At 38.3% G+C, this 25957-nt stretch carries 26 protein-coding genes; 9 read left to right on the forward strand and 17 right to left on the reverse strand.

The window, feature by feature from the left end:
- Positions 1 to 9: 9 nt before the first annotated feature.
- Both EHQ47_RS09370 and EHQ47_RS09375 read right to left on the reverse strand, forming a co-directional pair.
- Positions 10 to 633 (reverse strand): NUDIX hydrolase, encoded by a 624-nt coding sequence (locus EHQ47_RS09370; protein ID WP_425269568.1) that lies wholly within the window; start codon positions 631 to 633, stop codon positions 10 to 12.
- Positions 630 to 1850 (reverse strand): ribonuclease D, encoded by a 1221-nt coding sequence (locus EHQ47_RS09375; protein WP_135777049.1) that lies wholly within the window; start codon positions 1848 to 1850, stop codon positions 630 to 632. The genes EHQ47_RS09370 and EHQ47_RS09375 overlap by 4 nt, the downstream gene beginning before the upstream one ends.
- A 41-nt stretch (positions 1851 to 1891) precedes the next feature.
- On the opposite strand from EHQ47_RS09375, the gene purF reads away from it, so the two are divergent.
- The 5 genes from purF to EHQ47_RS09400 are packed head-to-tail and all read left to right on the forward strand — an operon-like array spanning position 1892 to position 7317.
- The gene (gene purF / locus EHQ47_RS09380; RefSeq protein WP_135601884.1) at positions 1892 to 3319 is read left to right on the forward strand and encodes an amidophosphoribosyltransferase; all 1428 of its coding nucleotides are present in this window, start codon (positions 1892 to 1894) and stop codon (positions 3317 to 3319) included.
- Positions 3319 to 3693 carry a 6-carboxytetrahydropterin synthase QueD gene (gene queD / locus EHQ47_RS09385; protein WP_135696011.1) on the forward strand — a complete coding sequence of 125 codons (375 nt, stop codon included), beginning with the start codon at positions 3319 to 3321 and terminating at the stop codon, positions 3691 to 3693. The genes purF and queD overlap by 1 nt, the downstream gene beginning before the upstream one ends.
- Positions 3694 to 4449 (forward strand): 7-cyano-7-deazaguanine synthase QueC, encoded by a 756-nt coding sequence (queC, locus tag EHQ47_RS09390; RefSeq protein ID WP_135777050.1) that lies wholly within the window; start codon positions 3694 to 3696, stop codon positions 4447 to 4449.
- Positions 4450 to 4465: 16 nt separating this feature from the next.
- A complete protein-coding gene (locus tag EHQ47_RS09395) occupies positions 4466 to 5887 on the forward strand; it encodes an SBBP repeat-containing protein (RefSeq protein ID WP_244290285.1) in 1422 nt (473 codons plus the stop codon).
- 26 nt (positions 5888 to 5913) lie between these two features.
- Complete coding sequence (locus EHQ47_RS09400) at positions 5914 to 7317, forward strand: SBBP repeat-containing protein (protein WP_244290286.1); 1404 nt, start codon at positions 5914 to 5916, stop codon at positions 7315 to 7317.
- A gap of 119 nt (positions 7318 to 7436) precedes the next feature.
- Here the strand turns inward: EHQ47_RS09400 and EHQ47_RS09405 are convergent, their stop codons facing one another.
- The 6 genes from EHQ47_RS09405 to EHQ47_RS09430 all read right to left on the reverse strand — a co-directional run bounded on the left by EHQ47_RS09405 (position 7437) and on the right by EHQ47_RS09430 (position 13163).
- The gene (locus tag EHQ47_RS09405) at positions 7437 to 8084 is read right to left on the reverse strand and encodes an NAD(P)-dependent oxidoreductase (protein ID WP_135777051.1); all 648 of its coding nucleotides are present in this window, start codon (positions 8082 to 8084) and stop codon (positions 7437 to 7439) included.
- Between the two features lie 67 nt (positions 8085 to 8151).
- Positions 8152 to 8601, reverse strand: coding sequence for an Rrf2 family transcriptional regulator (locus EHQ47_RS09410; RefSeq protein ID WP_135777052.1), 450 nt, complete (start codon positions 8599 to 8601; stop codon positions 8152 to 8154).
- Between the two features lie 58 nt (positions 8602 to 8659).
- Positions 8660 to 10363: a hypothetical protein gene (locus EHQ47_RS09415; RefSeq protein ID WP_135777053.1), complete on the reverse strand. Its 1704-nt coding sequence runs from the start codon at positions 10361 to 10363 to the stop codon at positions 8660 to 8662.
- Between the two features lie 91 nt (positions 10364 to 10454).
- On the reverse strand, positions 10455 to 11174 hold the full coding sequence (locus EHQ47_RS09420) for a DUF1554 domain-containing protein (protein ID WP_244290287.1): 720 nt from the start codon (positions 11172 to 11174) through the stop codon (positions 10455 to 10457).
- Between the two features lie 403 nt (positions 11175 to 11577).
- Positions 11578 to 12300: a DUF1554 domain-containing protein gene (locus EHQ47_RS09425; protein ID WP_135749845.1), complete on the reverse strand. Its 723-nt coding sequence runs from the start codon at positions 12298 to 12300 to the stop codon at positions 11578 to 11580.
- Positions 12301 to 12461: 161 nt separating this feature from the next.
- Positions 12462 to 13163, reverse strand: a complete 702-nt coding sequence (locus EHQ47_RS09430; RefSeq protein ID WP_244290288.1) for a DUF1554 domain-containing protein — start codon at positions 13161 to 13163, stop codon at positions 12462 to 12464.
- A gap of 619 nt (positions 13164 to 13782) precedes the next feature.
- Here EHQ47_RS09430 and EHQ47_RS09435 point away from each other — a divergent pair.
- From EHQ47_RS09435 to EHQ47_RS09445, 3 genes are read left to right on the forward strand one after another with little or no spacing between them, the layout of a single operon-like run.
- Positions 13783 to 14073, forward strand: a complete 291-nt coding sequence (locus EHQ47_RS09435) for an NAD(P) transhydrogenase subunit alpha part 2 (RefSeq protein WP_135749844.1) — start codon at positions 13783 to 13785, stop codon at positions 14071 to 14073.
- A complete protein-coding gene (locus EHQ47_RS09440) occupies positions 14073 to 15470 on the forward strand; it encodes an NAD(P)(+) transhydrogenase (Re/Si-specific) subunit beta (protein WP_135777054.1) in 1398 nt (465 codons plus the stop codon). Before EHQ47_RS09435 ends, EHQ47_RS09440 begins: the two co-directional genes overlap by 1 nt.
- Positions 15471 to 15481: 11 nt before the next feature.
- Positions 15482 to 16153, forward strand: a complete 672-nt coding sequence (locus EHQ47_RS09445; RefSeq protein ID WP_002977218.1) for a response regulator transcription factor — start codon at positions 15482 to 15484, stop codon at positions 16151 to 16153.
- On the opposite strand, the gene EHQ47_RS09450 is transcribed toward EHQ47_RS09445, so the two are convergent.
- From EHQ47_RS09450 to EHQ47_RS09470, 5 genes are read right to left on the reverse strand one after another with little or no spacing between them, the layout of a single operon-like run.
- Positions 16154 to 17167: a tetratricopeptide repeat protein gene (locus EHQ47_RS09450; protein WP_135777055.1), complete on the reverse strand. Its 1014-nt coding sequence runs from the start codon at positions 17165 to 17167 to the stop codon at positions 16154 to 16156.
- Entirely contained in the window at positions 17157 to 18767 is a 1611-nt protein-coding gene (locus tag EHQ47_RS09455; RefSeq protein ID WP_135777056.1) for a cytidylyltransferase domain-containing protein, read from the reverse strand. The genes EHQ47_RS09450 and EHQ47_RS09455 overlap by 11 nt, the downstream gene beginning before the upstream one ends.
- Positions 18742 to 20292: a spiro-SPASM protein gene (locus EHQ47_RS09460; RefSeq protein ID WP_135777057.1), complete on the reverse strand. Its 1551-nt coding sequence runs from the start codon at positions 20290 to 20292 to the stop codon at positions 18742 to 18744. Before EHQ47_RS09460 ends, EHQ47_RS09455 begins: the two co-directional genes overlap by 26 nt.
- Complete coding sequence (locus EHQ47_RS09465) at positions 20292 to 21344, reverse strand: putative peptidyl-prolyl cis-trans isomerase (RefSeq protein WP_135749838.1); 1053 nt, start codon at positions 21342 to 21344, stop codon at positions 20292 to 20294. The genes EHQ47_RS09460 and EHQ47_RS09465 overlap by 1 nt, the downstream gene beginning before the upstream one ends.
- Positions 21345 to 21356: 12 nt before the next feature.
- Positions 21357 to 22571, reverse strand: coding sequence for an aspartate kinase (locus EHQ47_RS09470; protein ID WP_004786328.1), 1215 nt, complete (start codon positions 22569 to 22571; stop codon positions 21357 to 21359).
- A 103-nt stretch (positions 22572 to 22674) separates the two neighbouring features.
- On the opposite strand from EHQ47_RS09470, the gene EHQ47_RS09475 reads away from it, so the two are divergent.
- Complete coding sequence (locus EHQ47_RS09475; protein ID WP_135777058.1) at positions 22675 to 23610, forward strand: acyl-CoA desaturase; 936 nt, start codon at positions 22675 to 22677, stop codon at positions 23608 to 23610.
- Between the two features lie 10 nt (positions 23611 to 23620).
- Here EHQ47_RS09475 and EHQ47_RS09480 read toward each other — a convergent pair whose 3' ends face one another.
- From EHQ47_RS09480 to EHQ47_RS09495, 4 genes are read right to left on the reverse strand one after another with little or no spacing between them, the layout of a single operon-like run.
- Entirely contained in the window at positions 23621 to 24130 is a 510-nt protein-coding gene (locus EHQ47_RS09480; protein ID WP_135749836.1) for a hypothetical protein, read from the reverse strand.
- Between the two features lie 2 nt (positions 24131 to 24132).
- Positions 24133 to 24441, reverse strand: a complete 309-nt coding sequence (locus EHQ47_RS09485) for an LIC13255 family lipoprotein (protein WP_135749835.1) — start codon at positions 24439 to 24441, stop codon at positions 24133 to 24135.
- Positions 24438 to 24968, reverse strand: coding sequence for a hypothetical protein (locus tag EHQ47_RS09490; protein WP_135749834.1), 531 nt, complete (start codon positions 24966 to 24968; stop codon positions 24438 to 24440). The genes EHQ47_RS09485 and EHQ47_RS09490 overlap by 4 nt, the downstream gene beginning before the upstream one ends.
- Positions 24958 to 25956, reverse strand: coding sequence for a zinc-binding dehydrogenase (locus EHQ47_RS09495; RefSeq protein ID WP_135777059.1), 999 nt, complete (start codon positions 25954 to 25956; stop codon positions 24958 to 24960). Before EHQ47_RS09495 ends, EHQ47_RS09490 begins: the two co-directional genes overlap by 11 nt.
- Position 25957 lies beyond the last annotated feature (1 nt).

The following is a 25957-nucleotide window of genomic DNA, read 5'->3' on the forward strand; positions in this document are numbered from 1 at the left end:
AAAGAGACCTTAGAGGGATTTAGGGTCCAAATAAGGCGGTTTGACTAGGTTTGGTTTCACGAGAAGGGGATTCCGATTGAAAGAGGAATACTCTCTTAGGAATCGCAAAATCATTTCGCAAGTGGCACCCCAAAGCAGGCCATCCCCCAAATCAAAATAATAAGCAAAATGATCTCTGCCAGGGATTTGGATCGCATAAAATGGTTTGGTCCAAAGGTCAGAAAAAGGAAGGAGGATGATCCGGTCCACCTCATCTGTGTTATGCTGAAAGGAAAAATCTCCTTCGTAAGTGGCTAAAAATGGGGTGATATGAAAACCGGTTCTTGTATGGAGACCTTCTAGTTTTCCCAAAACATTCAGACTAGAGCGGTGGACACCCATTTCCTCCTCCCATTCCCGAAGGGCAGTGATGAGGAGATTGGGATCTTCTTTTTCTTTGACCCCGCCAGGAAAAGAAATTTGGCCGGGATGAGATTTTAGATTTTTGGAACGTTCAGTAAGGATGATTCCTTCTGCAATTTCTTTGGATCCAAATAAAGGAAAGATCACTCCTGACTTCACTTCTGTTGTGTCAGGAATCTCGTCGAAGTCCCTTGAAAGTTTTTCTACAAAGGACTGGTAGGGTAACATCAACCCTCGTCTTTCGAGTTTTGGTTTTGTTTTTTCCTGCGTTTGGCAACGAATGCTTCTTTGGAACGAATGGCAACCAAACGATTGATCATCGAATCAAAAGGAAGTCCTTGGATGGCAGCAAGTAAACTTGGACCATAGTTCTGTACTTTCCAATCGGAAAATACATGAAGGGCTTTTAGTTCTTCTAAGTTTTTTGGTGCTGCACGTAAAATAACAATGAGTTGTTTGTTAGAAGGGAGAAGGGAGTGTTCCATTCGTCTAGCGCGCATAATACGGAGTCGCCATTTTTTTGCGTTTTGAAATTTATGATTTTCGTCTTCGTTTAAGTCTTCGCCATGACGTTTCGAAAGTTCTGATGTGTCTATGGGGTCACTATATTCTGCGATGAGTAGTTTGTAGATTTCTGATCCATCTTTTTTCCCAAACCATTCCACACACTTTTCTTCGTTCGGGTGTCCTTTGACGGCTTGTGACAAACGATCGTTATTAAAAACTCGGAAACTTGCTTTGTTGATTCGTTTTGCTTTTTCATCTCGGTAACGAAGTAATTCTAAAATCTTTCTTCTTTCGAGCGGAGTGAAATTGAGAATGTCAGGAAATTTTCCTAGAGAAAATCCTTCTCCTTCTTTGGTTACGTATTCTTCAGAAGCGATGAATTCAAATTCTGATTTGGCTTCTTCATAGAGACCTCTACGTTTGAGTTCTTCTTCCATTTTCAACCAAATGGATTCTAAATAAGCAGTGTCAAGTGCTGCGTACTTTAGCTGTTGTTTTTGAAGAGGACGGATTTCCCAGTTAGACTTTTGTTCTACTTTAGAAAGTGTCACTTTATGATAATGTTCCACAACATGTGACAATGAACTTTGTTCTAATGACAACAACCGAGAACTGATCATCGTATCTGCCGTGTTCACAAATTTAAACCCAAAGTCTCGTTTTAAGGCTTTGATGTCGTCTTGTGCCGAGTGGAAGATTTTGAGGATGTTCTCATCTTCGAATAAAGGACCCAAAGCTGACAAATTTGTGATCTTTAGTGGGTCAATCAGGTAATTTTTGCCATTAGAATTGATCTGGATGAGGCAAACTTTGGGATAGTACGTGTAATAACCGGAGGACTCGGTGTCGATCGACATGATTTTGGACTGTCTGAGATTGATCAGAGCTAAATCCAAAGCTTTTGCTGTATCAACGAGAATATAGTTGGAATTGATTTGCATCTAATTGGGATTTTGGAAATACTGCAATTGTCATTCTAACAATGATTCTCCAATCTGACAAACCAAAAGAAGAATGTGCCATTTTCGGCATCTACAATAGCAAGGAAGCTGCTAATTTTACCTACCTAGGTTTGTACTCGATGCAACACCGTGGCCAGGAGTCCAGTGGGATCGTCACAACCGATGGATCTCACTTATACCGGTATGCCAATATGGGCCTTGTGGCAAATATCTTCACCCAACCGAAGATCAAAGAGCTCATTGGGGATGCGGCCATTGGCCACAACCGGTATTCCACAACGGGAGCCAGTTTTTTACGAAATGCTCAGCCCATCCGCGTGGAATCCCACTTAGGTCCTGTGGCTCTAGCCCACAATGGAAACCTAGTCAACTCCTGGGACATTCGAAACAAACTCGAAAGAGACGGATCGATCTTCCAAACCACTATCGATTCCGAAGTCATTGTCCACTTAATGGCGAAAAGCCATAAAACAGACCTTCTAGAAGCACTTTGTGAATCACTCGCACAAGTTCGTGGTGCCTACTCCCTGTTAGTTTTAACTCCAAGATACTTAATTGCCGTGCGAGATCCCAACGGTTTCCGTCCGCTTGTGATGGGAAAACGTTCGGATGGGGCGATTGTCTTTGCTTCGGAAACTTGCGCTTTTGATATCACGGAAACGGAGTATGTAAGAGATGTGGAACCGGGAGAGATGGTTGTCATCGATCATACCGGAATGCGTTCTCTCTATCCATTCCCAAAAGCAAAACCAAGCCTTTGTATTTTTGAATATATCTACTTTGCAAGACCTGATTCTTATATTTTCGAAGAGTCAGTTTACAAAGTAAGAAAGTCTCTCGGCCGCCAGCTGGCGCGTGTTATGCCAGTGGAAGCAGATGTGATCATTCCTGTTCCCGATTCTGCAAACATTGCGGCCCTCGGTTACAGTGAAGAGTCAGGAATTCCTTACCAAAGTGGTCTCGTACGTTCTCATTATATTGGTCGAACTTTCATTGAACCGGACCAAAAGATTCGGGACTTTGGAGCCAAAATCAAATACAATGTGGTGAAAGAAGTGGTGAATGGAAAACGTGTGGTCATCATTGACGACTCGGTGATGCGAGGGACAACTAGCCGCAAAATCATCAAAATGATCCGTAATGCTGGTGCCAAAGAAATTCATTTTCGAGTTTCGGCACCTCCAACAGTTTCTCCTTGTTATTATGGAATCGATATTCCTACGCATAAAGAATTGATTGCCTCCACACATAGTATTGATGAAATCCAAAAGTATTTACGTGTGGATTCCCTTGCTTATTTAACATTGGATACAATGCACAAAGCAGTGGAAGGACATAAAGGTGGTGGATTTTGTGATGCTTGTTTCACATCCAACTACCCAGTGGAATTCCAAGACCATGCTGGAAACCAAAAGTCACTCTTTACGGAATACGCGACGGAAGAGTGATGGAAGAGCTTGAACTTTCCAAAACCTTTGGTTTTGAAGCCGCACATTTTTTACCCAATGTTCCCGAAGGCCATAAATGCAAAAGAATGCATGGCCATAGCTTTCGTTTTGCTGTATATCTAAAGGGTGAAATTGATCCACATACAGGTTGGATTATGGACTTTGGGGAACTTAAATCCATCGTAAAACCAATCTTAGACGAACATTTGGACCATTATGTGTTAAACAATGTTCCTGGCCTTGAAAACCCTACGAGTGAAAATATTGCGGTATGGCTCTGGAACCAATTAAAACCTAAATTGCCACTGCTCGATAAAATTACTCTCTACGAAACTTGCACTAGCTCCTGTGTATACAGAGGGCCGAAAAAATAAATGGTCTCCGTAAAGGATTCCTCACTCAAATCCAAATCTGAAAAAAAAGGTGCCGTTGTACTTCTGTCAGGCGGACTCGATTCAACTACTTGTTTGTATTTTGCCGCCAAAGAGTTTGGTTATCCCAAAAACAAAAAATTGCCAATACTCGCTTTATCTTTTGATTATTCTCAAAAACATAAAATTGAACTCATCAAAAGTAAAAAAATCGCAAAAACCTTGGGTATCAAACATGTGATCCAAAAATTGGATCCTGGATTTTTTTTGGGAAGTTCCCTTACTGAAAAAAAAATCAAAGTGAGAAAGAACGCAAAATCCTTGTTTAGTGGGATCGAAGAAGAAATTCCGAATACTTATGTCCCTGGTCGCAATATTTTATTTTTATCCTTTGCTTTGTCACTTGCGGAAGGCCATGGGTATGATTCCATTTATATTGGAGTCAATGCACTTGACTATTCTGGATATCCGGATTGCCGGCCTGAGTTTATTGAATCCTTTCAAAAGATGGCAAATCTTGGGACAAAAAAAGGGGTGAGTGGGGATGGTGATTCCATCCAAATCAAAACTCCACTTTTACATCTGGGTAAAAAAGAAATTATTGAATTGGGAATCCAAGTAGACGCACCACTCCACCTAACGCATTCTTGTTATGATCCCGTGCGAGGGAAACCTTGTGGCAAATGTGATTCTTGCATTTTAAGAGCCAAAGGATTTTTGGAAGCTGGAATTTTAGACCCAGCCATCTCTCTTCGATAAATTTTGAAAGGGTTCTATGAAAATTCAATTCGTTTTGTTTTTTTTGATTCTGGCAACGATCTATCAATGCAGACAAAGCCAACTTAACAATTCTTCTGACTCCCAATCCGATGCTTACTTTGAAACAGCAATTTGGAATTGTATGATTACCACAGTTCCATGTTATGAAATTAAACAACAAAACCAAGGTATAAAACAATGGACTAGGTTGTTAGGTGGTACTTCGTCTGTTGCAACCAATTCGTTTGCCTCCGCAACAGATTTCGATGGAAATAACTATATTGCTGGTAAAGTGGATGGAGCACTTCCGGGATTAACTAAAGTTTCTTCTGGTTTTAATACGGATTTATTTCTCGCAAAATACAACTCCATGGGAGACCTCCAGTGGGTTCGACAATTAGGCTCTTTAAGTAATTATAATTCAGATGCGCAGTCGATTCATGTAGATTCCTTTGGTGATATCATTGTGACAGGACTAACCCAAGGTTCTTTTGGGGAATATACTTCAACAGAATATGGTTTAGTTTTATTAAAGTATTCTCCATCAGGAGAAAAACTTTGGACAAAAATATTTTATGGTAATTCGGGATTAGTGACTGCCGGTGTGGGAGTCACTTCTGATCTACAAGGGAATATTTATGTTACTGGGCATACCGAATTAACAAACATTAACGGGGAAATCGCTTATGGAATTTATAATTTAATTCTATTTAAGTATGATCGAACGGGGAATTTGTTATGGACTCGGATATTAGCAGAGACTCCGGGAAGTTTAATTTACGGATACAAAATTACTTACGATAGTTATTCCAATCAAGTTTTTGTTGTTGGTCATGCCACTGGACCTGGCACCTTTTTAGGCCAAACCATTGGAAATACGCAGGAAAGTTTTATCGCTGCGTTTCGTGATGATGGTGTCAATACTTGGGCAAAAGTCATAGGCCAACCTGGAACAAGTGTTTTTTCGCGTGGAGTTTCTTCTGATAAAAGAGGATCGATTTACTTAACGGGTGATTTGAGTGGAATGCCGATTGATGGGCAAACTTTTTCTGGTACAATGGCAGAGTTACTCATTAAATTTAATGTGACTGGTTTTCGGGAATGGACAATCCTTAGAGGTGCTGGTTCTGGCACTTCGACGAACGCTCGTGGTGTCTATGCAGACAATTCAGGCAATGTATATACAGTTGGATGGACAACTGGAAATCTTTCTGGAGTAAGTTTGAATGGAACTCAAGATGCGTATTTATCGAAATATCATTTTAACGGGAATCTAGAATGGACAAGATTGTCCGGAAGCAGCTTGGTAACGTTAGATGGTATGGCGTTGTCTTCAGATCGATTGGGATCCATTTACCTTACTGGTGGGACCACTGGAAATTTGGATGCGCAAACAAAAACAGGGACAAAGGATGCCTTTGTCATTCAATATAAATGAGTATCACCTAAGGTTTTTTGAAAGGTATGCGTTTTTTTCTATTATTATTCTTATTTCTTTTATGCATATGTAAACCATTACCGTTTAACAATCCAACGGATGCAAAAACAGATGCTTTTTTGGAAACACAACTACTTCGCTGTATTTTAGGAGAGTGGGATTGTTATGAAATCCCACAAGACAACCAAGGAGTTCGGGAATGGACAAGGTTTTTAGGAGCCACAGGAGGAGTCCAAACAGCTTCGCAGTCCGTTGTTACCGATCGATCTGGAAACGTGTATGTAGTAGGTACAACAACTGGCTCACTGGCAGGCCAACCAAAAATATCTCCAGCCACTTATAATGATATTTTTATAGCGAAATTTGATAGTAACGGAAATCTTTTGTGGGTTCGTCAGACAGGTAGTACTAACATTGCGTCCACTTATGCCGAAGTGGCACATTTTGATAAGTGGGGAGATTTGTATATCGTCGGTTCCTCTGGAGGTCCATTCAATGAATATTCAGGCACCGGTGCGGGAAGTTTACTTCTTAAAGTGCATCCATCGGGATTGGTACTCTGGACAAAAATTTTCCCAACGGGAAGTGAAACCTTAGGATCGGGAGTCACTACAGATTCTGACGGAAATGTTTATATCACGGGAAATACCGAAGAACAAATCATCAATGGCGAAACGGCACTCGGCGGAAGAAATACATTTATCTTTAAATACAATCGTAACGGGGATTATATTTGGACAAGACTCATTGACAATGGTGGTGTCAGTTCGTATGGACATCAGATTCAATATGATCCTTATTCACAAAATATTCTAATTACTGGGCAAGTCGGTGGTTCTGGAACCTTTTTGGGAAATCCGTTACCAGGTGGAAGTATGGATTCCTATTTAATTTCTTTAAACACTAACGGAAACATTCAATGGGTTCGACTTCTGGGAGTCTCCGGTGGAACTACCAGTGCAAGAGCCATTTCCGTTGATAAAAAGGGATCAGTTTATATTTCAGGGGATGCTAATTTAGATATTGATGGTCAAACTAAGTCAGGTTTGATAGATCAATTTTTAACTCGATACAATGTGTCTGGTGAAAAAATTTGGACTCGTTTGCTCGGTGGTGGAGGATCTAGTAGTACATATTCCTACGGTATTTATGCTGATAATGCATTTCATATTTATACAGCAGGCAGTACTACCGGAAATTTATCTGGCGTTAATTTAATTGGAACACAAGATTCTTACCTCACTAAATATGATGGAAATGGAAACTTGATTTGGATTCGTCCATCTGGTAGTAGTGGTTCTACTATTTATGGAAGAGGAATTTCTTCTGATAAGTATGGAACTTTATATGTGATTGGATCGACTGATGGGAGTTTTGATGACCAAACAAAACTAGGAACTTCCGATGCTTTTATAATGAAGTATCGTTAATTACAAATATTCCATTACAAATCAGCTTATGTTAAATTATATTTTGATCGCAATTTAGTGAAATTCAAAATACATTCATAAAACTTTATTAAGGATTACGAATGTATTTATCAATTTAACTAATAACCAACTGTAAATCTTTGTTTTACATATTTTCTTTCTTCGAGTTCATCTACAAAGGCTTTTACTAAATCTGCAAGTGAGATATGGCTATGTCCATTGGTATCAACAAGAAGAGATTCTTTTGAAAAACGATACTTACCTGTTTTTGTTCCCTCTGGTTCGATGACAGCAGAAGGAGAAAGGAAGGACCATTCCAATTCGTTTTCGGATCGTAAGTGGTTTAGTATCTGCCTTGCACCATCGGCACCGGCAAAATATTCTTTTGGAAACTCTGGAGTGTCAATCAGTTGCACTCCAGGTTGAACTTCTAAAGATCCTGCACCACCCATCACAATGATCCGTTTGACACCTGCTTTTTTTGTGGCACTTAGAATGGATAAAGATCCATTGATCATGTTTTCACGAATATTGGGATCTGTCCAACCAGGGTTATAAGAATCCAAAACGGCATCAGAACCGGAAATGATTTTTGCCAATCCATCTGTATCAAAAATATCCCCTTGGATTTTTTTTAAGTTTGGATGTTCCACTTTTAATTTGGAAGGATCTCGCAATACGGCTATAACCTGATATCCTTTATTTAAAGTTTCTTCTAGAGTTTTACTTCCGATAAACCCTGTTGCACCGATTAATGTAATTTTCATTGTTTTCTCCTTTGTTGTTTTGTTGTAACTTACATTATTACATCTTATGTTAAAAAAATTTTAGCTTTTACGCTCGTTTTTTATAAGTTCCCGTTTTTTTAGATAATGTCCGTTGGCGTATCTCCGAACTAACATCGGATAAATTGTATTTTGAAAGTTTATCTTCCATGGCTTTCTGCGCTTCGTCTAAAATTCCTGATAGTGCGACCTGAATATTTTTTCCAATAGGGCAATTCGGATTGGGATGTTCGTGCAAAAGAAACAAGTTTTCTTCTTTTTCTGTTGCTTTATAAATATCGAGTAGGTTGATCTCCCTGGCAGGTTTCGACAAAGAAGAACCTTTGATTCCTCTCCGTGCATTGATGATGCCTGCTCTTTTTAGTTTTCCGAGTAACAAACGAATGATGGCCGGGTTTGTGCCCACAGATCCTGCAATTTCCTCTGAAGATGCTTCTCCATCCATTTCCAAAATGGTTAAAATATGGATGGCAACAGAATATCGGCTAGGGATGGACATAAAGGTTACTTGTAACCACGATTGTTACAGGTGGATTTTTTGGCAAATCTTAAATTCGCTACTTTCGCCATTTGCTTGGACTTGAAAAGTTTTTCGTACGACCCGGTTTGACATGAAACCTCGATCCAGTATTGAATTTTGGAGCATTGAACCGAGCGTTATTGAATTTAAAACGACCTGGTTTGATGTCCATTTTCCCTCTTGGAATGTAAGTCCTTTCTTTTAGAATCGAAAACAATCCACCTAAATCAATTTCTCCGTAGGCACCACCACCTCCGCCTCCACCGCCAGCTAACTCTTCCTCGCCTTCCTCTTCAAGATCATCGTCGTCATCTTCTTCGTTACCATCCTTTTTTATTTGGTTGGTCGAGGTCACATCTAAATCAATAGGTTTTGGTTCTATGTATCTAGATTGGAAATTCACTTGGGAATAAAAATCTAAAATATTAGATTCAGCTAACTTTGGTAAGTTTTCTATATTCGTGTCGTTGGGTATACTTCTAGATAAGATAAAAATTTGACTTTGTGATTTAAAACAAGAAAATACAAAGTATTCTTTTTTTAACTGTTCTTTTTCTACATCCGGTTTCGCAATTTCTAACGTAAAAGTATATGATCCGTCCCGATAATCAGGCGAATAAGTTTCATGAATGATGCCAGATTTTGGATAGGTCTTCTTAATTTTTTCAACGAGGTTTGTGGTGATGAATGTTTTTAAAGTTTTTTCAATCCCATCGGTGATGATATCAGATTGTATTTTTTGGTTTACATTGATGGCTTGAATTTTAAAGAGCCCGTGAATGGGATCAAAAAAACTAACATTCTGTTTGCCATCGCGAATCACAGCGAATCTTGTATCCACAGGAATTTGCGTTGTAAAAAGATTGGAATCGGATGTGTAAGTTCCGCCAAGGACATCCCCATACACTGGATTCAGTCGTTTGATTGGCAATGGTTGGCTATTTTTGTTTTCTAACGCTGCCAAAAATTGATCTTTTGAATGATCTATGAACCTGTAGTCTTTGTTGTAATTTTCAACTTCATTAAAAAAATTGAATGTTGGTAACAGAAGCCATGTGAGAACTCTTCTATATCCAAACTTATAGGTCGTTAGAGTAGGAATTCTTTCGATTGCCTTTCTTTTGAAAACAATGAAATAATGATTCTCATAATTCACGGTAGGAATGATTCCAAGCGAGATTAAAAATAAAACTAGATTATAGTTATCCTTTTCTCTTCTTACATAATATAAGTTATAGTAAGTGTCACAATTCTCTATATCATCAAAAAGATTAGGATGATCACCTGGGTATAAAAAAGTATCTGCATCGATGATTTCAGCATATTTGAGTAATGTTTTTTTATCTTTTGGGTCGATTGTCATTTTCTCAATTTGTTGGAATCTTTCAAATGACTTGTTTGTGCGAAAGGATTCTAACTCTTTCGTATATGGCCAAGACTTAGGAATTCCTTGAATTTGTTTGATATGTCTAGTGTTTGTATTTTTTAATTTTAAATTGGTTCGTATATTTTCAATGAACTGGGTGTCGATGAGTGGAAGATTGGATTGTGTGAGTTCATTGGAAGAACCAGATTCTTGGAATTTTAAAATAGAAAAAAAACAGGATGTTCCCGTCTCTCCCAAAAGGGTTCCCCCTTCTGCGATTGGGATTTCACCAGATTGGTTTGGATTGATCCGTGTATGATACCAACTGACCTGGCAATTCAAAAGGAAGAAGAGGAAAATAAAATAGAATTTCATATCGAGAACCACTAAAGAAGTTAGTGGCTCCCGAGGTTTTGTCAAAACAAAATGCTAACAAACTCTTGGTGTTTCGAGAATCAAATGGTTTCTACTGTTCGACACAAATGATAGCCGCAGTGTTCGTACATCCAGCGGTTCCAGCAGCATAGATTGCATCAGACGATGTACTGTCATATGTTGCCATTGAGAAACTACCAGTCCCCGTCCATTGTGAACAATGATTACCATTACTAGTCCAATTTGCATTCAGTCCTGTTGCTGTCATATTTGTAAAAGGAATTGCATTGCTAATTGAATTTGTCAAAGGAAAGGTAAAGAGTCCATTGGCATTGGTTGTGCCAATCACCGTGGTTCCATTGGATCGCCTATATTCTTTATTTGCCTTTAACACCCAACCAGTATGTTCGGAAGATCCACCAGAACAATTAGCAGTTGTACAAGCAATTCGATTGGTTCCATCAGCAACTAGAGCTTTGTATGTGCCTCCTCCAGAAGGTTTATCAGTGGAGTTATTGCAAAAATTATCTAATCCACTAATTCCTAAATTTGTATTCAATGCTGGAAAAGTATTAGCTGTGACAAATATTTTACAAGGACCAGTTGTGGAGCAAGGTCCGACGGAAGTATTTGTTGTACTTGTCGTAGAAGCAGTAGAACTGCTGTTATTTGACACGAGTGCAAGCGCACTGGCTGCAGCCGTATTGTCGGTGTTATTTTCTTCACAAGAGATGAGTGAAAAGCAAATAAAGCTAATAATGATTAAATTAACTGTAAAAAAGGAATTTGATAAGTCTTTCAGTTTATGCAAAAAAATTCTCCAATATAAGGGTAATACCCAAAGTTGCTCGCTTAGAGTCGACTTTTTTGGAAAGCGAGTCAATTTATTTTAGGGAAATGCTAAGATTATTTTTCTTTTTTGGCAAATGAATAAAAAAGTACGAAATGAACGGTTGTTTCTGAATGATTTTTTTTGATTAGAGAATACTGATACAATTTGATGACAATTTCAACATATCAATGTCATAGGAACCATTTTTAAAAATATAAAAGCCTTCAAGATATGTGTGAATGTTTATACAAATCTCAGTAAGATAAAAAAAATCAATTTGTCATATTACCATAGGAACCACTATACAGTAAGTGGCTCCTGTGGTTTGAGTCAAAATAAATTCTTTATCTTAACTTTAGGTATATCAAGAACCAAGCTGTTTCTATTGTTCTACACAAATGGCCTTCGCATTATAGAAATCTTCTAGGTCAGCGCATGTTGTACCAGCAAACGCAAAAGCACGCATATCTATTTCTTGATGTTTTCCAAAGAGTCCATTTGGTGATGTAGCTGGAGCTCTGGTCGTCCAATTTTCACAATCATTGCTATTGATCCAGTCGGCATTGATTCCTGTAATCACATAATTATTAGCATTTAGTAAATTTGGTTCCATTGAATTGGTCAGTGGAATAGGGAAAAGACCATTTGCATTAGTGGTTCCAATCACTGTGGTTCCATCTTTTCTTTTGTATTGTTGGTTTGGTTTGAGAACCCAATCGATATGTTCAGAAGTCCCACCAGTTGTGCAATTTGCTGAAGTACAAGCTCTTCTGGAGGTTCCATCAGTTACCAAAGCTTTGTAAGTCCCTCCACCTGAGGGTTTGTTTGTAGCATTATTACAGTGCGCATCAATGCCAGAAACACCTGCAGTTACAGGAGCCGTTGAATTTGTAATGAATATTTTACAAGTTCCTGTTGTTGCACAAGAAGGTGTTGCACTACTAGAAGTAGAACTGTTATTTGCCACGATTGCAAGGGCACTGGCAGTCGTTGTGTCGTTGTTAGTATTTCCTGGTTCACAAGAAACGAGTATGAAACAAATAAAGCTAACAATGATTATATTTGATCTGAGTAAGGAATTTGCCAAGTTTTTTAAAATTTTCATAAAATTCTCCGTAATAAGGGTAATACCTAATTTATCTTCACCAAGACCATTACTCTTTGTAATTGAATTCATTAGTATGTTATAATAGTTTATTTTTATCATTTACAAAACAGAACTACGATTCTTTGAACGAATCTTTGTAATACCATTGTTCCTGATTTCTATTGTTCCACACAAATGGCTTTCCCTTTATAGGTATTATTAATCAAATCACTACATGCCATTGTTGCTTCTGAAAACGCTTTGATACCTACCTCAATATGTGCTCCATATTTCCCATTTCCGGTACCTGTCCAATCATTACAATCATCACCAGCTGTCCAGTTGTCATTTAAACCAGTGATGACAAGATCAGAACTTCCATCAATGGCCGTCGGCTGAATTGAATTGGTCAGTGGAACAGGAAAAAGACCATTGGCATTTGTAGTTCCGATGATAGTGGTTCCATCGTTTGTTTTGTATTGTTGGTTTGGTTTGAGAACCCAATCGATATGTTCTGAAGTTCCCCCAGAGCAATTTGCAGTAGAGCATGCCCTTCTTTTGATTCCATCTGAAACCAATGCTTTGTAGGTATAACTTCCTGATGGTTTATTTGTCGAATTGTTGCAGTGTGTATCAAAGCCAGAAATACCTGCATTGATAGGAGCTGTTGGATTTGCGATAAATATTTTACAAGTGCCAGTTGTTGTGCAGGAAGGTGTTGTGGAACTACTAGAAGTAGAACTGTTATTTGCTACGAGTGCAAGTGCACCAGCGGCGGCCGTATTGTCATTGTTATTAGATTCACAAGAAATAAGAGTGAAACAAAGTAAGCTAACGATGATTAGATTTAAATCCAATGTTGGTTTTGATATGTATTTCAAATTTTGCAAGAAAGTTCTCCTCTGTAAAAGTTTTGCCAAAACATTTCTCGCCTAATGTCGGCTCTTTTGTATATTCAGTCAAATTTTTTTAGGGAAATCGGAAAGTTTGACTGTAATAGGATTCATTACGCTAAAAAAGTACCACCAATTTAATTGTTCAATTTATGTACAATAGATCTATAGGTTATGTGGCAAAAGAAGGATAGTCTTGGCAAATCTATGTCAGAAAAAAACTTTTGTTTTAAACAAATGGTTTTTTACGTTTCACCTAACTTTCAATAGTTTAGTCGGTTATCATCAGCTATCGCCTGATAGCCGGTACTTTGTTTCTTTTAAGTTAAAATTGTTTTATTTTGTAGAATTGTTTTCATAAGGTCCAATTTATCTTTTAGATTTCAAACAATTTGAGCAGGGAGAATACTAGACTCGTCATAGCGATTATTGGAAATCTGAGTTCAAAATAGATGAAACCGCGGTTTAGGTTCTATTTTTGATTTAAGAATCGCATTCATTTTCCTGGAAATCAGGTTCAAAGACTAGGATCAGGCTCCAGTTTGGGCAAAATTCTTGAAAATTTTGTTTCCAAAATGGCCATTTTTTCCATAACTACTACTAGTTTATGGAAATATTTGTTACAGCCGTCACGATTTTCGTCCTAGCGATCTTCGTGGGATTTGAAATCATCACAAAAATCCCCCCCATCCTCCACACCCCACTTATGTCGGGTTCTAACGCCATTTCCGGCATTACCTTAATTGGTGCCCTCTATGCAGCCGGAATCCAAGAAAGCAATATCACCAAAATTTTGGGTCTTCTTTCTGTTATTTTCGCTACCGTCAACGTAGTGGGTGGGTTTCTAGTAACTCACAGGATGCTTGGAATGTTTAAGAAAAAGGATACACCAAAATAATGGAATTAGTCAGTATTCTTAACCTTTCTTATCTTGTTGCTTCCATCCTTTTTATTGTTGGAATCAAACAGTTAGCTCACCCAAAAACAGCATCACGAGGAAATTTACTCGGCGCTTTGGGTATGCTCATTGCTGTTGTCGCAACTCTCTTTGACCAAGCCATCTTAACTTATGATTGGATCCTTGTGGGAGTTCTAATTGGATCTGTGATCGGTATTATCTTAGCAATCAAAATCCAAATGACGGCAATGCCACAACTGGTTGCTGTCCTTAATGGATTTGGTGGGATCGCTTCTGTTTTTGTGGCAGGTGCTGCCTTACAACTATCCATTCCAAAGTATGCTACTGCAGTCAATTACCAAGAAATTGTTTCCATTGTCTTCTCTGCTATCGTTGGTGGAATCACCTTTTCTGGAAGTTTTATCGCCTTTGGAAAGTTACAAGGTTTTATTACAGAAAAAGCAGTTCGTTATCCTGGGGATCAACTTGTTAAAATTTTAGTCGGACTAACGGCAGTGGGACTTGGTGTTTATGGATGTTTAGAACCAACAGATGAGTCGATTTATTGGATTCTCAGTGGAGTGAGTTTACTTCTTGGTATCTTCCTCGTGATACCGATTGGTGGAGCGGATATGCCAGTTGTGATTTCCCTACTAAACTCCTATTCGGGAATTGCCGCATCCGCAACGGGATTTGTTTTGAATAATAACGTTCTCATCATTTCAGGATCACTCGTTGGTGCCTCTGGAATTATTCTAACACAAATCATGTGTAAAGCGATGAATCGTAGTTTGACGAATGTTCTCTTCGGAGGATTCGGGGCTGTCGCTACAGAAATGAAAGATGATGGCGATTTTTACTCAGGTAAAGTGAAATCAACAAGTGCTGAAGAAGTGGCAATGTTGTTAGATGTCGCACGAAGTGTAGTGATTGTCCCTGGTTATGGTATGGCTGTAGCGCAAGCACAACATACTGTTCGTGACTTATACCAACTTTTAACTGCACGTGGTATCGATGTCACATTTGCAATCCATCCAGTTGCTGGTCGTATGCCTGGTCATATGAACGTTTTACTTGCGGAAGCAGATATTCCTTATGATCGATTGAAAGAGATGGACGAGATCAATAGTACTTTCGAAAATGTTGATGTTGTGATAGTCAATGGGGCTAATGACGTAACAAACCCTCTTGCAAAAACAGATCCAAAATCACCAATTGCTGGTATGCCGATTTTGGATGTTGGAAATGCTAAGACAGTTGTTGTGATCAAACGTTCCTTAAGTCCTGGATTTGCAGGAGTGCCTAACCCACTCTTCATTGCTGACAACTGTTTGATGTTGTTTGGTGATGGTAAAAAAGCAACACAAGAGATGATCACAGCTTTAAAAGAATCTTAGAGCCGGAAAATATGAAGAAACAAGTCTATATCGTTGATGACCACCCTCTAGTAGTAGATGCACTACAAAACCTAATTGCTAAATCGGAAGATTTAGAGTGCATCGGGAGTGCGGATAACATTGAAAAATCATTTAATGATATAGAAAAACTGCAACCAAGTTTGGTGTTGATTGATATCCAACTCAAACAAAACCAGAATGGTTTGCAGTTACTCAAACGTCTTAGAACAACTTTTCCAAATATTGCCGTCATCATCATCAGTATGTTGACGGACGATACCTTTGTGGATCGTGCTTTTAAACTCGGCGCTATGGGTTATGTTTTCAAAGAAGACACTACCACACAAATCGTAGAAGCAATTCACACTGTGCTGAAGGGAGATTATTTTGTGAGTTCTTCCCAAGCCACTAGACTGCTCGGACATTTATACAGAGCTTCCCAAAAAGACGAAAAGGATCCTATCGACAGATTGTCCAATCGTGAATTGGAAGTTTTTCTCATGATTGGGGAAGGAATGCCGGTCAAAGAAATTGCGGCCAATATGGGTCTTGCTCCTTCTACCATTGAAACTTTACGTTCTCGTATCAAATCCAAACTCAGCATCACTGAAAACGAAAAACTAATTCGTGTGGCTGTGGAATGGAAATACACACAAGCCAAAACGGATATCGTCGTTTCTTAATCAATATCTAAGTTTAAAATAGTGATAGAGTAAATCTTTTCCCTCGCGGGAAGAGAGTAACATTCTATACGCTTCAGCAATTTTTGATTCGTTTTGCGATTGTTTTTGGATGAAATGAAAGAAGTCGTTTGCTCTTTCATCGTAACCTAAATTCAAAAGTAGGTTTAAATAAAAACTTTGGTCATATTCATCGGCAAACGGTGAGTAGGCGATAGGTCGAAGTAGGTTTTCTGCATCTCTCCACTTTCGAATTTCAAAGTAACATCGTGCATATATCTTTTTTTCTCTCCATCCAAGGACTCTTTGGTTTTTTAAATAAGTGAGAGATTTTTTCGGATCTTTTTCAAGTAAGTATACAACGCGGCCCATTAAATGAGAAGCTTGGATGTGTTTGGGATCTTGTTCCAAAATGGTGGAAAGTTCTACTTTGGCTTTTTCTGTTTCATTTAGTTCTAAATAAGTTTTTGCTAAAATGAGTTTTGCTTCATTGTAGTTTGCTTTGTATTCTAAAGATTTGTTTAAGGATACAATGGCATTGTTGTAATCTTTTAGTATAAAGTAGGCAAGACCTAAATTGTAATGATAAAATGGATTGTATGGGGAAATTTGATTGGTTTCTGTCCAAGTATCTTTTGCCTCGGCCCAACTATCTTCCTGAGCATAAATCATACCGAGTAAAAAACTTGCTGCTTCATGGTTTGGTTCTTTTTTGAGAGCTTTGTTTAGGCTTTCTTTTGCCTCTTGCCATTCCATTCTCGAGTATAACAAACTTCCATTTAAATAATCATATTCAGGATAGGACTTATAAACATCAGATTGAATTTTTCTCCACTCAGTATCCGCTAAAAGAAACCTTCCGTAACGAAGTGCATTGATGATATTGCGACTGACTTTTTCCAATTCGATCTTTGCATTGATTTCTATGGTTTCTTTGTCTTCGGTTTGAGCAAAAATAGAATTTGTAAAAAGTAAAAGAAGAAAACTGAAGAATAGAATTTGTATTTTAGCTTTCATAAATTGATTCTAACCATTTCAAAATTTTTAAGTGAGCATCGCGAACTAATTTTATTTTTGAATGCGGAAAAACATTCGGAAACTGATTGTTTTCATTTAATTCAGAAAAAGATCCTAAGTAGGGAATTCCTAATTCTTTTTCAGCAAATTTACCCAAAGTTTCATGTATAGGTGTGATTCCTAACAAACAAACTTTTTTACCATTGGATAGAGATTCCATCATCGTTTGGCCAAAGTAAGTAAGAACCAATTCAGATTTTTGAATTTGTTTTAAAAATTCTATATAAGAAACTCGTTGGATATATTCGACTTCCTTATTTATGGGAGGTGTTCCTCCAATACGAACCACTGAACTTATGTTAGTTTTTTTAAGAGAAATATTCGAATTTAGAAATTGCAATACATACCTATCGATTTGTTCAGATTCTTCATTTCCTAAATTGCCTGCATAGATTAGAATTTGCCCAGCGATGGTGGATTGGTTCCAATCCAATTCAGAAAGAGGGGAGCTAAAATACGATATAGGGTCTCCCTGATTGATTGGGGCCACAGGATTTGGGAGAAAAAAACTAGCATTGAATTCGGTAGGCAAATGATGAAGATTATCGATATAAAACAAATGATGTAAGGGAAATTCATTTTCTCTGATATCTAGAATCTGTGGTAGATGTTTGGATTGGAGATCTGGTTTGTCAGATAGTATTATTTTATATCCATTCATTTCTAAAAACACAGACAAAGATTTGCATCGTTCCCAATGTCCACTTCCGAAGAGAGCAGGTTCTCCGTAGACAATCCGCACTTGTTTGGATTCTCGATTTGCTTTCGGTAAAGAAAAAGTAACTTGTTCCACAGAAGCGTTAACCAAAAAAACTTCCGGATGGTCTTTTGCAAATTGAATCACTTCTTTTGCACCAAAGAATGGGTCTTTCGTTCCTAACCTTTCCCACAAGGAACAAACTAGTTCAAAATCTTTGGATTCATCAACAGTGATTCGAAGAGAACTTGGATTGATTTCTGTGAAATGATTGAGATGTGGGGGCGACAATCGAAATTGTTTATGGATTTCGGGATGTTCTTTGATATGAAGGGAAACATGTTCTGTATGTCGTTCGGGTGCAATGCCTACTGCATCAAACAAAAGAGAATCTGCAGAAAAACATTCCACTCCCATCCCTAAGGGGAGACCCACCATCGAAAGGCTATAATATGGATCGGAAATATAGGTGATTGCTTCATACAAATATCGTATGGATTCTAAATCAATAAAAGGATTATCTCCTGTTAGGCGAAATATATGTTTGGCTTGAAAATGAAGGCAAGCTTTGCGAAATCTATCTCGAACATCAGATTCCGATCCAACAAAGTATTGGTAATGTTTTTTATTTAGAGATGCAATGAGTTCTGTATCCCCTTCAGGAACTAAAAAAACAATCTGTTCTTTTGGGAAGATGGTAGAAAGCCGATTGTGGATATGACAAAGGACAGTAGTATTGGATCCTTCTGGGATGGACTTTAAAATTTTTTTAGGTAATCTTGTGGAACCGAGTCTTGCCTGGACGAAGGCAAAACAATCACGCGTTGAAAGTATACCACTCATCACAATTCAAACAAGGGGCAGGAATTTTATCGTGTTCCCCATTAAAGCTATGTTTAAAAAATCCCAATCCTTTTTGCCAAACATCGCCAAGAGTTTCTTTATATAAATTTCCGATCACTTCCGTTTGTTTTTGTTTGCAAATGGAAACAGTTCCATCTACGGAAAGAGACAAATCTCGCACCAAATGCCAACAAAAATCTCTATGTATCGGAGTGAGATCACTCACTCGACGTTCAGGGAGTTTGTGTGCAAACGAATTGAATTTTTGTAGAATCACATTGATTCCTTTTTTCTCAAAAAAAGTAAAATAAGGATCAATCTCCTCTTCCACTTCCTTCATTTTGATCATCTGCACATGTAATGATTTGTTGGGAAGGTTTTGCGAAAGTAAATCAATCGTACCTAGCACTTTTTCCAGTTCCAGTTTTCCATATAATGATTTGTAAACTTCTGGATTTAAAGTGGTAACGTTTACGATGACACAAAGTTTTTCTTTATCCGAAGGAGTTAAACTTTCTATCAGAGACAACAATGAGTCTGGTTTTGTGTAGAGAGCTGTTTCGATGATGAGTTCTGATAAAGAATTTAATTTTAAAATTTCTAAAACTATATTTTTAAAATTTGGGTGGAGGAGGGGTTCTCCATTTCCTGTTAGACTGATGGTAATCGGAGAAAAAAGTTCTGTACCCAGTTTGGTGATTGTGGATTTTACATTCTCTAATGAAACAAAACTTCCATCATTAGTTAAATCTGCGAACTCACGCGGACAAAATGTACATTTAAGTTCACATCCTTTATAAATTTCCCATTCTAGATAAGAAGGGGCACTGCGAAATATCTGAGGATTTTCTTTTAATTTAGAAAGGAGATTTTCATACGTTAAATCTTTTCCCAAAGGCAATAACCCTTGGATGAGAGTTAGCGAACGAAAAGAGGAAAGTCGAAAGTCCAAACGAAGTTGGCGAAGGTCCGGTGCCTTATAAAAAATATCTACATCATATTGGTTGATGTTCTTTAGAAAAAACGAATGAATGTCAGTGGTCAGTGTATCCGGTAAAGAAGTAAGGAATTCACGAGTGATGATCGTGGGAGTGAGCCCTGGCGGTAAGTTTTCCGAATAAGAATACTGGCTAAAAAAGTTTTTGTGACGATTCCATGCTGTTTCTGTTAGGTGAACATCCAGTAAGGGAGAAATTCCTGTGAAATATAAAAAACAAACCTCATCCCAATCTGGATCTTTAAACTTTGACTCTGGCAAAAGTTTTCCTAATTTGAGGAGGAATTCATATTCCTTGGAAACATCCTCATGGAGTAAAATTTGGTTTTTTAATGCACTAGAATTTATTTTTTGTGAAAGAGATTCGTTTGTATTGATATGAATTTGAATTTTAGGAAATGTTTTGGAAAGGCGATGTACAAATTCTTCCCATAATTCAGGTTTAAAATTTTGATTTAAAAATTGAATGGATTGGGAGTCCAAATAGACAACCGCAAAACTTGGGTTATAGTCTTTTCGGTTCATCATTAGTCTATATTGTATTTTTCTTCCGGATTGCTGATATTGTATTCTTTGATATAAATAGGATCAAAGATGGAGATGGAGGAATTTTTTCGTGTATTGGAAACCCAGTCTTCAAAAGAAGTTTGTTCCTTTTCTCGAAATAAAAATCCTTGGATCCCTTTTCTGACTGCATCTAAAGGAGTGGGTCGCATTCCTTCAATGAAAACTAAACAATAACGTTTGCGATCATCTCGGAATACTTCTGAAATTTTCCCAGCTCCACCTACTTGTGTTAATACAGAAGCAGTTGTGGGTTGGGATTTGTATAGTTCGAAGGTTGGAACCCAGTTGACGAGTCCACCGTTCAATCGATATCGAGATTCGTTTCTTGGGCCTGAAGCAACAAGTTTAAAGAAAGAAGGATCTTTTAAAGATTTGTTTCGAATTTCAGTAAGTTCGTTAAACACTCTTGTTTCTTCATCAATGGAGGCATTGGATGGTGAAAAAACAATTTCTCTAAATCTAAATTCAGAACCCACCTTCGCCTTGTTTTTGTTATACCAAGCTTGTACTTCTTGTTCTGAAGGTAAGGGTGGACTTACTTTGATTTGTAGAAGTTGCCCTTTTTTGATTTGGTAAGGTAAATCTTCCAACCAAACATCATAAGGTAAATTGAATTGGGTTTGAACTGCTTTTTTAAATTGTTCTAAGTCGCTAATCCCTTGTGCTTCCATCCGTTTTTGGATTTCTGCTTCGATTCGTTTTTCGTTGACTTGGATGGATTCTTCATCGGCAGCATTGTCCACCACAGCTCGATCGATTAGAAAATCCACAACTTGGGAATGAAGAGATCCTTTTTTGCGATAATTGGGAAAAAAGCGAGAAAGGTTTTTGTAACGTTCCACACCTTCCTCATAATCCAAACTTGAGATGGATTTGGGTCCAACGATCACTAAAACGGAATTTAAAGATTCGTAAGAACTTAAACTGATAATGGGAGCAAAAAAGAGGCTAAAAACAAAAACCGATGCAAAAAATAAAATCAAAAGTCGAGGCATTCGAAGTCCTTTTTGCATACGGTCGTAAATTTACCCGATGAACGTAGTATGTAAAGCCTTTACTGCATCTTCCGCTTGGTTTTGTTTGATGACGCAGGAAATTTTAATCTCTGAGGTGGAGATCATTTCGATATTGATGTTTTTTTCAGCGAGTGATTGGAACATCTTAGCGGCCACACCTACATGGGATTTCATTCCCACACCAACGGCAGAAACAATTGAAATGTTTTCATCTATTTCTGCTTTTCCATTTCCATGATCTTTTGCATAGGCATCAATGATTGGTTTTGCGGCAGAAATGTCTTTTTTGGCAATGGTAAAGGAAATGGTATTGATTCCGTCTCTTGGAGACGATTGAACAATGACATCCACGATCACATCTTTATTTGCTAATTGAGTGAACAACTCTGCTGCAATCCCTGGTTTGTCTTTTACATCGGCAATGGTAACTCGAGCTTGGTCACCTTTCGCAGTTACTCCGCTCACTTTCATTTTTTCCATAATTTTGTCCTCACTCATCACTAAAGTTCCCGGTTTGTCGTGGAAACTGGATCTTACGTGGATGACCACGTTATAGTTCATACCTAATTCAACACTTCGAGAATGAAGAACTCCCGCACCAAGGCTTGCGAGTTCTAACATTTCTTCGTAAGTGATTTGTTTGTGCATCTTTGCTGTGGGAATTTTTCTTGGGTCAGCAGTGTAAACACCATCAACATCCGTATAAATTTCACATTCATCAGCACCAAGGGCAGCAGCAAGAGCCACAGCAGAAGTGTCACTTCCTCCGCGACCAAGGGTGACAATATTTTCGTCTTTATCAATTCCTTGGAAACCGGCAACAATTACCACCTTCCCTTTGTTAAACGCTTCATCAATGCGAGAACGATCGATCATTTCGATTTTTCCATTGGAGAAGTTTCCATCGGTTAGGATTTTTAATTGAGAACCTGTAAAGGATTGTGCTGGGACTCCAATTTCATTCAGAGCAATGGCAAGAAGAGCAATTGAAACTTGTTCCCCTGTCGAGAGCAACATATCCATTTCTCGTTTGGGAGGATTTTTAGAAATTTGGTCAGCAAGGTCGACAAGTTCGTCGGTAGTATGTCCCATTGCAGAAACTACAACGGCAACTTTTTGGCCTTCGTCGTGGTAACGTTTGATACGTTTTGCCACATTTTGGATTTTAGTGGTGTCACCAACGGAGGTTCCACCGTATTTTTGGACAACGATTTTCGATGACATGGGTATATGGACAGGGTGCTACAGGCAAATCGGGAATCAAGTAGAATGAATTTTTTTGCAACCAAACGGAATGACAGGACTCCAATAGATATAGGTTTCCTGAATGAATTCTTCCTCCTCAACCGTTGAGCCGATTGTCAAAGAAAAGGCTCCTTTACTTTTTCTAATTTTGTTTTTTTTGGTCCAAGCCACTGTCCTTACCGTCTTTACCGTTCCCTTTTCCTGGTCTCTGGTGGGGCTGGCCCTTGGATCCTATTTCCTTCGGATGTTTGGAATCACTGCTGCTTACCATCGTTATTTTTCACATGCTTCCTTTAAAACATCTCGCGTGTTTCAGTTTGTTTTGGCATGGATCGGGGCCATGGCTATGCAGAAAGGCCCACTCTGGTGGGCGGCTCACCATAGAAACCACCATAAGTATTCGGATACCGAAAAAGACATCCATTCCCCCAGCCGAAAGGGATTTTGGTATTCGCATATGTTTTGGTTTTTAAGGAACGATTACAATGATTATGAAGCCAAACTCATTCCTGATTTTTATAAATATCCCGAGTTACGTTTTATCGACCGTCACCATTGGATTGCGCCGTTATCGTATGCCATCTTACTCTATTTAGTGGGTGGTTGGGCTTGGCTTGTGTATGGGTATGCAGTTTCAACTTTCTTTTTGGGCCATGCCACTTGGACGATTAATTCTCTTTCTCATGTTTACGGTTCAGTGCGGTATGATTCACGCGATACGAGTAAAAATAATTTTTGGCTGGCACTTCTTACGATGGGTGAAGGTTGGCATAACAACCACCACTATTACTGTTCATCGGTAAACCAAGGTTTCTATTGGTATGAAGTGGATGTTTCTTATTATATTTTAAAAGTACTGAGTTGGTTTGGAATTGTTTGGGATTTAAAAAAACCACCTAAAAAAGTGATTGAGGAAGGACTTCTTCGAGACCGCGAACAAAAGGCAACAAAACGATTCTTAAGTGAATCGAAACAATCTTCTAAGATCAAAAACAAAACAGAGGTATTGTCTATCTAAATCGGGGTTTTTATACCCCTAATCGTTTTCTTATATCTGCTGGGATACTTTGGATGGAATCGTATCTTTTTTTCTTTCCACCTGGCAGAGAAACATAATAAAACCCATTGATCATTTCTAAAAAGTAGTCCTCTCCTTTTTCTCCTAGGGATCTGTTGTCCAGTTCCTTTACCATTTTTTGGTATTTGGTGGGAAGGAGATTCCAATTCATATAATTAGTAACCACACCTTGGTCATTCACTGTATAGGCACCATCTTGGTGGAGGATTTTTGTCCCATTGTAATCAAAAACTTCCATCACCTTCAGATTGGTATCTTTGGATTGTTTGGAATCTTTTTTCGATTTGTTGAAAGACTGGTTGGAAGGATCTTCCGGGTTATTGTTTTGTTTTGAGTTTGAACTTGCGGAGGTTTCTTTTTTTCTAAGTTTTCCGAATACTAGTAAGAAAAGTCCGGCTAATGCTAGTGATGCGAATAAAAAAACTTCCGCAGTTGATAAATCAAATAAATACCGCCACATAACTATTTGAAACTCGTTCCGATGGCTTTACATGATTCGGGAATATATCCTTCTGTATTCCATGTAATACAATCGGTAAGATCAATGGCGCGAAAGCAAAGTTTTAGATCATCAATTTTGACTCTGCCTAATACCAATGCTCCTGGAAGTTTGTTTGTCCCACAAGCTGAATTTTTCAATGTATAGGTTTCAAAAATCTTTTGGTTTCCTTCACTTGCAGAATAAAACAAATCATCTCGATTTTGAATGCATTGAAAGTTGATTCCAATGCTAAAAAGAAGGGCGATCATCCCGAGGTAGAAAAATTTCATTTTTTAAGTTTGATCCGAGAAACTTCTTTCACGGGAATGGGAAGTTTCCCAAAAGCACTATCTACTTGAACCGTTCCATAAATTTCGAATTCTGCATCTTCCCCACGTCTAGCTGCATCTGATAGTTGTTTTGCTAACAAAAGAAGTTTGGGAAGAATTGAACCTTTTTGTTCGGGGACAAGTTTCAAAACCACCAAAGCTTCTGAGTTTGGTTCTACTTCAAGAGGTGTTTCGTTTTGGAGTTTTCCAATGTATTCTTTTCCTTTAGGCGTCACAAGTTCTATCTCCAAATCAAATTGATAGATAGAGACTTTGGTGTTGTTTGGATTGACCACAGAAACTTGCGGATACAAATCCACTAAGGGAATTAATGGAAAATTTGGATTTGGTTTGAGGTCCACACGAACATCCACCAAATCAAACTGACAGGCCTTTAAACTTTCTAAGTTCTTTTTTGTATCACTGAGACAATGGACAAATACGAATGAAAAAAGAACTAAAGATAAAAATAAATATCTACGGACCAAATACTACCTTCCCTTCGGTCATATGTTGTTTGTAAAATTCCAAACCTTCTTTGTATTCTTCGAATTTAAATCGTTTGTTGATTTTGGTTTGGAAAACTGTTTTTAAATACTTTTGTGCTTCTTTGGCTTGTTTCTGAAATTCTTCTAAACCAATTTCATATATCCAGGAAGACAACCAAAACCCTTCGATCTTTTTGTTTTGGAACAACATGATTCCTGCATTGACCGCAAATGGTTTTTCGGACAAAGCTCCGTAACAAACGACTTTTGATCCATAAGGCATACATTCTACGAGGGACTGCGCTGTTTCCCCTGCCACTGCATCGATCGCATAAGTTGCATTTAGTTTTTTAGAGATTTTGAATAAATCTTTTTGGTAGTTGGGAGAAGTTGAGTTTAGAATGTTTTCTGCACCAATTTCTAAAAGACTATCCTCTTGTTCTTTTTTTCGCACAACATTGATTAAAGGGATTCCACGTTCTTTACAAAGTCGAACCACCATTTTTCCCAGAGCACTCGCGGCAGCCGTTTGGATCATAGCAGGATGGCCTTCTTTGGAACATTTCGATACCATAGCCCAAGCAGTCATAGGGTTTACGAAAAAACTAGACCCTTCGTCAAGTGTCACACCATCCACTAACGGCAAACAGTTGTCTTCTGTAGTGATCATGTATTCGGCCCAGGACCCGTCATTTTGCGGAGCCACACAAGACACATTCATTCCTACTTTTAAAGTTTTGATGGCACTGCCTACGGCATCGACGGTTCCACTGGCTTCAAACCCTGCAGAGACAGGAGCTTTTTTTTTGAATCCATACAGTCCACGGATGAACATTAGATCAGAAGGATTGATCGGAGAAAGATGGATTTTGATCCTGACTTCGTTCTCTTTCGGTGTGGGAACTTCTTTTTCACGGAGTTCCAATTGAGGTTCGGATTCGTCATATTTGAGGATGGTGACTGCTTTCATCTTCTCCCATTCAGTCATT

The sequence above is a fragment of the Leptospira bourretii genome (genome assembly GCF_004770145.1).
GTDB classification, from domain to species: Bacteria; Spirochaetota; Leptospiria; order Leptospirales; family Leptospiraceae; genus Leptospira_A; species Leptospira_A bourretii.

Coding starts and splice junctions, on each gene's coding strand:
- EHQ47_RS09375 (WP_135777049.1), bottom strand. CDS start 1,850: ATGCAAATCAATTCCAACTATATTCTCGTTGATACAGCAAAAGCTTTG.
- purF (WP_135601884.1), top strand. CDS start 1,892: ATGATTCTCCAATCTGACAAACCAAAAGAAGAATGTGCCATTTTCGGC.
- queD (WP_135696011.1), top strand. CDS start 3,319: ATGGAAGAGCTTGAACTTTCCAAAACCTTTGGTTTTGAAGCCGCACAT.
- queC (WP_135777050.1), top strand. CDS start 3,694: ATGGTCTCCGTAAAGGATTCCTCACTCAAATCCAAATCTGAAAAAAAA.
- EHQ47_RS09395 (WP_244290285.1), top strand. CDS start 4,466: ATGAAAATTCAATTCGTTTTGTTTTTTTTGATTCTGGCAACGATCTAT.
- EHQ47_RS09400 (WP_244290286.1), top strand. CDS start 5,914: ATGCGTTTTTTTCTATTATTATTCTTATTTCTTTTATGCATATGTAAA.
- EHQ47_RS09405 (WP_135777051.1), bottom strand. CDS start 8,084: ATGAAAATTACATTAATCGGTGCAACAGGGTTTATCGGAAGTAAAACT.
- EHQ47_RS09410 (WP_135777052.1), bottom strand. CDS start 8,601: ATGTCCATCCCTAGCCGATATTCTGTTGCCATCCATATTTTAACCATT.
- EHQ47_RS09415 (WP_135777053.1), bottom strand. CDS start 10,363: ATGAAATTCTATTTTATTTTCCTCTTCTTCCTTTTGAATTGCCAGGTC.
- EHQ47_RS09425 (WP_135749845.1), bottom strand. CDS start 12,300: ATGAAAATTTTAAAAAACTTGGCAAATTCCTTACTCAGATCAAATATA.
- EHQ47_RS09435 (WP_135749844.1), top strand. CDS start 13,783: ATGGAAATATTTGTTACAGCCGTCACGATTTTCGTCCTAGCGATCTTC.
- EHQ47_RS09440 (WP_135777054.1), top strand. CDS start 14,073: ATGGAATTAGTCAGTATTCTTAACCTTTCTTATCTTGTTGCTTCCATC.
- EHQ47_RS09445 (WP_002977218.1), top strand. CDS start 15,482: ATGAAGAAACAAGTCTATATCGTTGATGACCACCCTCTAGTAGTAGAT.
- EHQ47_RS09450 (WP_135777055.1), bottom strand. CDS start 17,167: ATGAAAGCTAAAATACAAATTCTATTCTTCAGTTTTCTTCTTTTACTT.
- EHQ47_RS09455 (WP_135777056.1), bottom strand. CDS start 18,767: ATGAGTGGTATACTTTCAACGCGTGATTGTTTTGCCTTCGTCCAGGCA.
- EHQ47_RS09460 (WP_135777057.1), bottom strand. CDS start 20,292: ATGATGAACCGAAAAGACTATAACCCAAGTTTTGCGGTTGTCTATTTG.
- EHQ47_RS09465 (WP_135749838.1), bottom strand. CDS start 21,344: ATGCAAAAAGGACTTCGAATGCCTCGACTTTTGATTTTATTTTTTGCA.
- EHQ47_RS09470 (WP_004786328.1), bottom strand. CDS start 22,571: ATGTCATCGAAAATCGTTGTCCAAAAATACGGTGGAACCTCCGTTGGT.
- EHQ47_RS09475 (WP_135777058.1), top strand. CDS start 22,675: ATGAATTCTTCCTCCTCAACCGTTGAGCCGATTGTCAAAGAAAAGGCT.
- EHQ47_RS09480 (WP_135749836.1), bottom strand. CDS start 24,130: ATGTGGCGGTATTTATTTGATTTATCAACTGCGGAAGTTTTTTTATTC.
- EHQ47_RS09485 (WP_135749835.1), bottom strand. CDS start 24,441: ATGAAATTTTTCTACCTCGGGATGATCGCCCTTCTTTTTAGCATTGGA.
- EHQ47_RS09495 (WP_135777059.1), bottom strand. CDS start 25,956: ATGACTGAATGGGAGAAGATGAAAGCAGTCACCATCCTCAAATATGAC.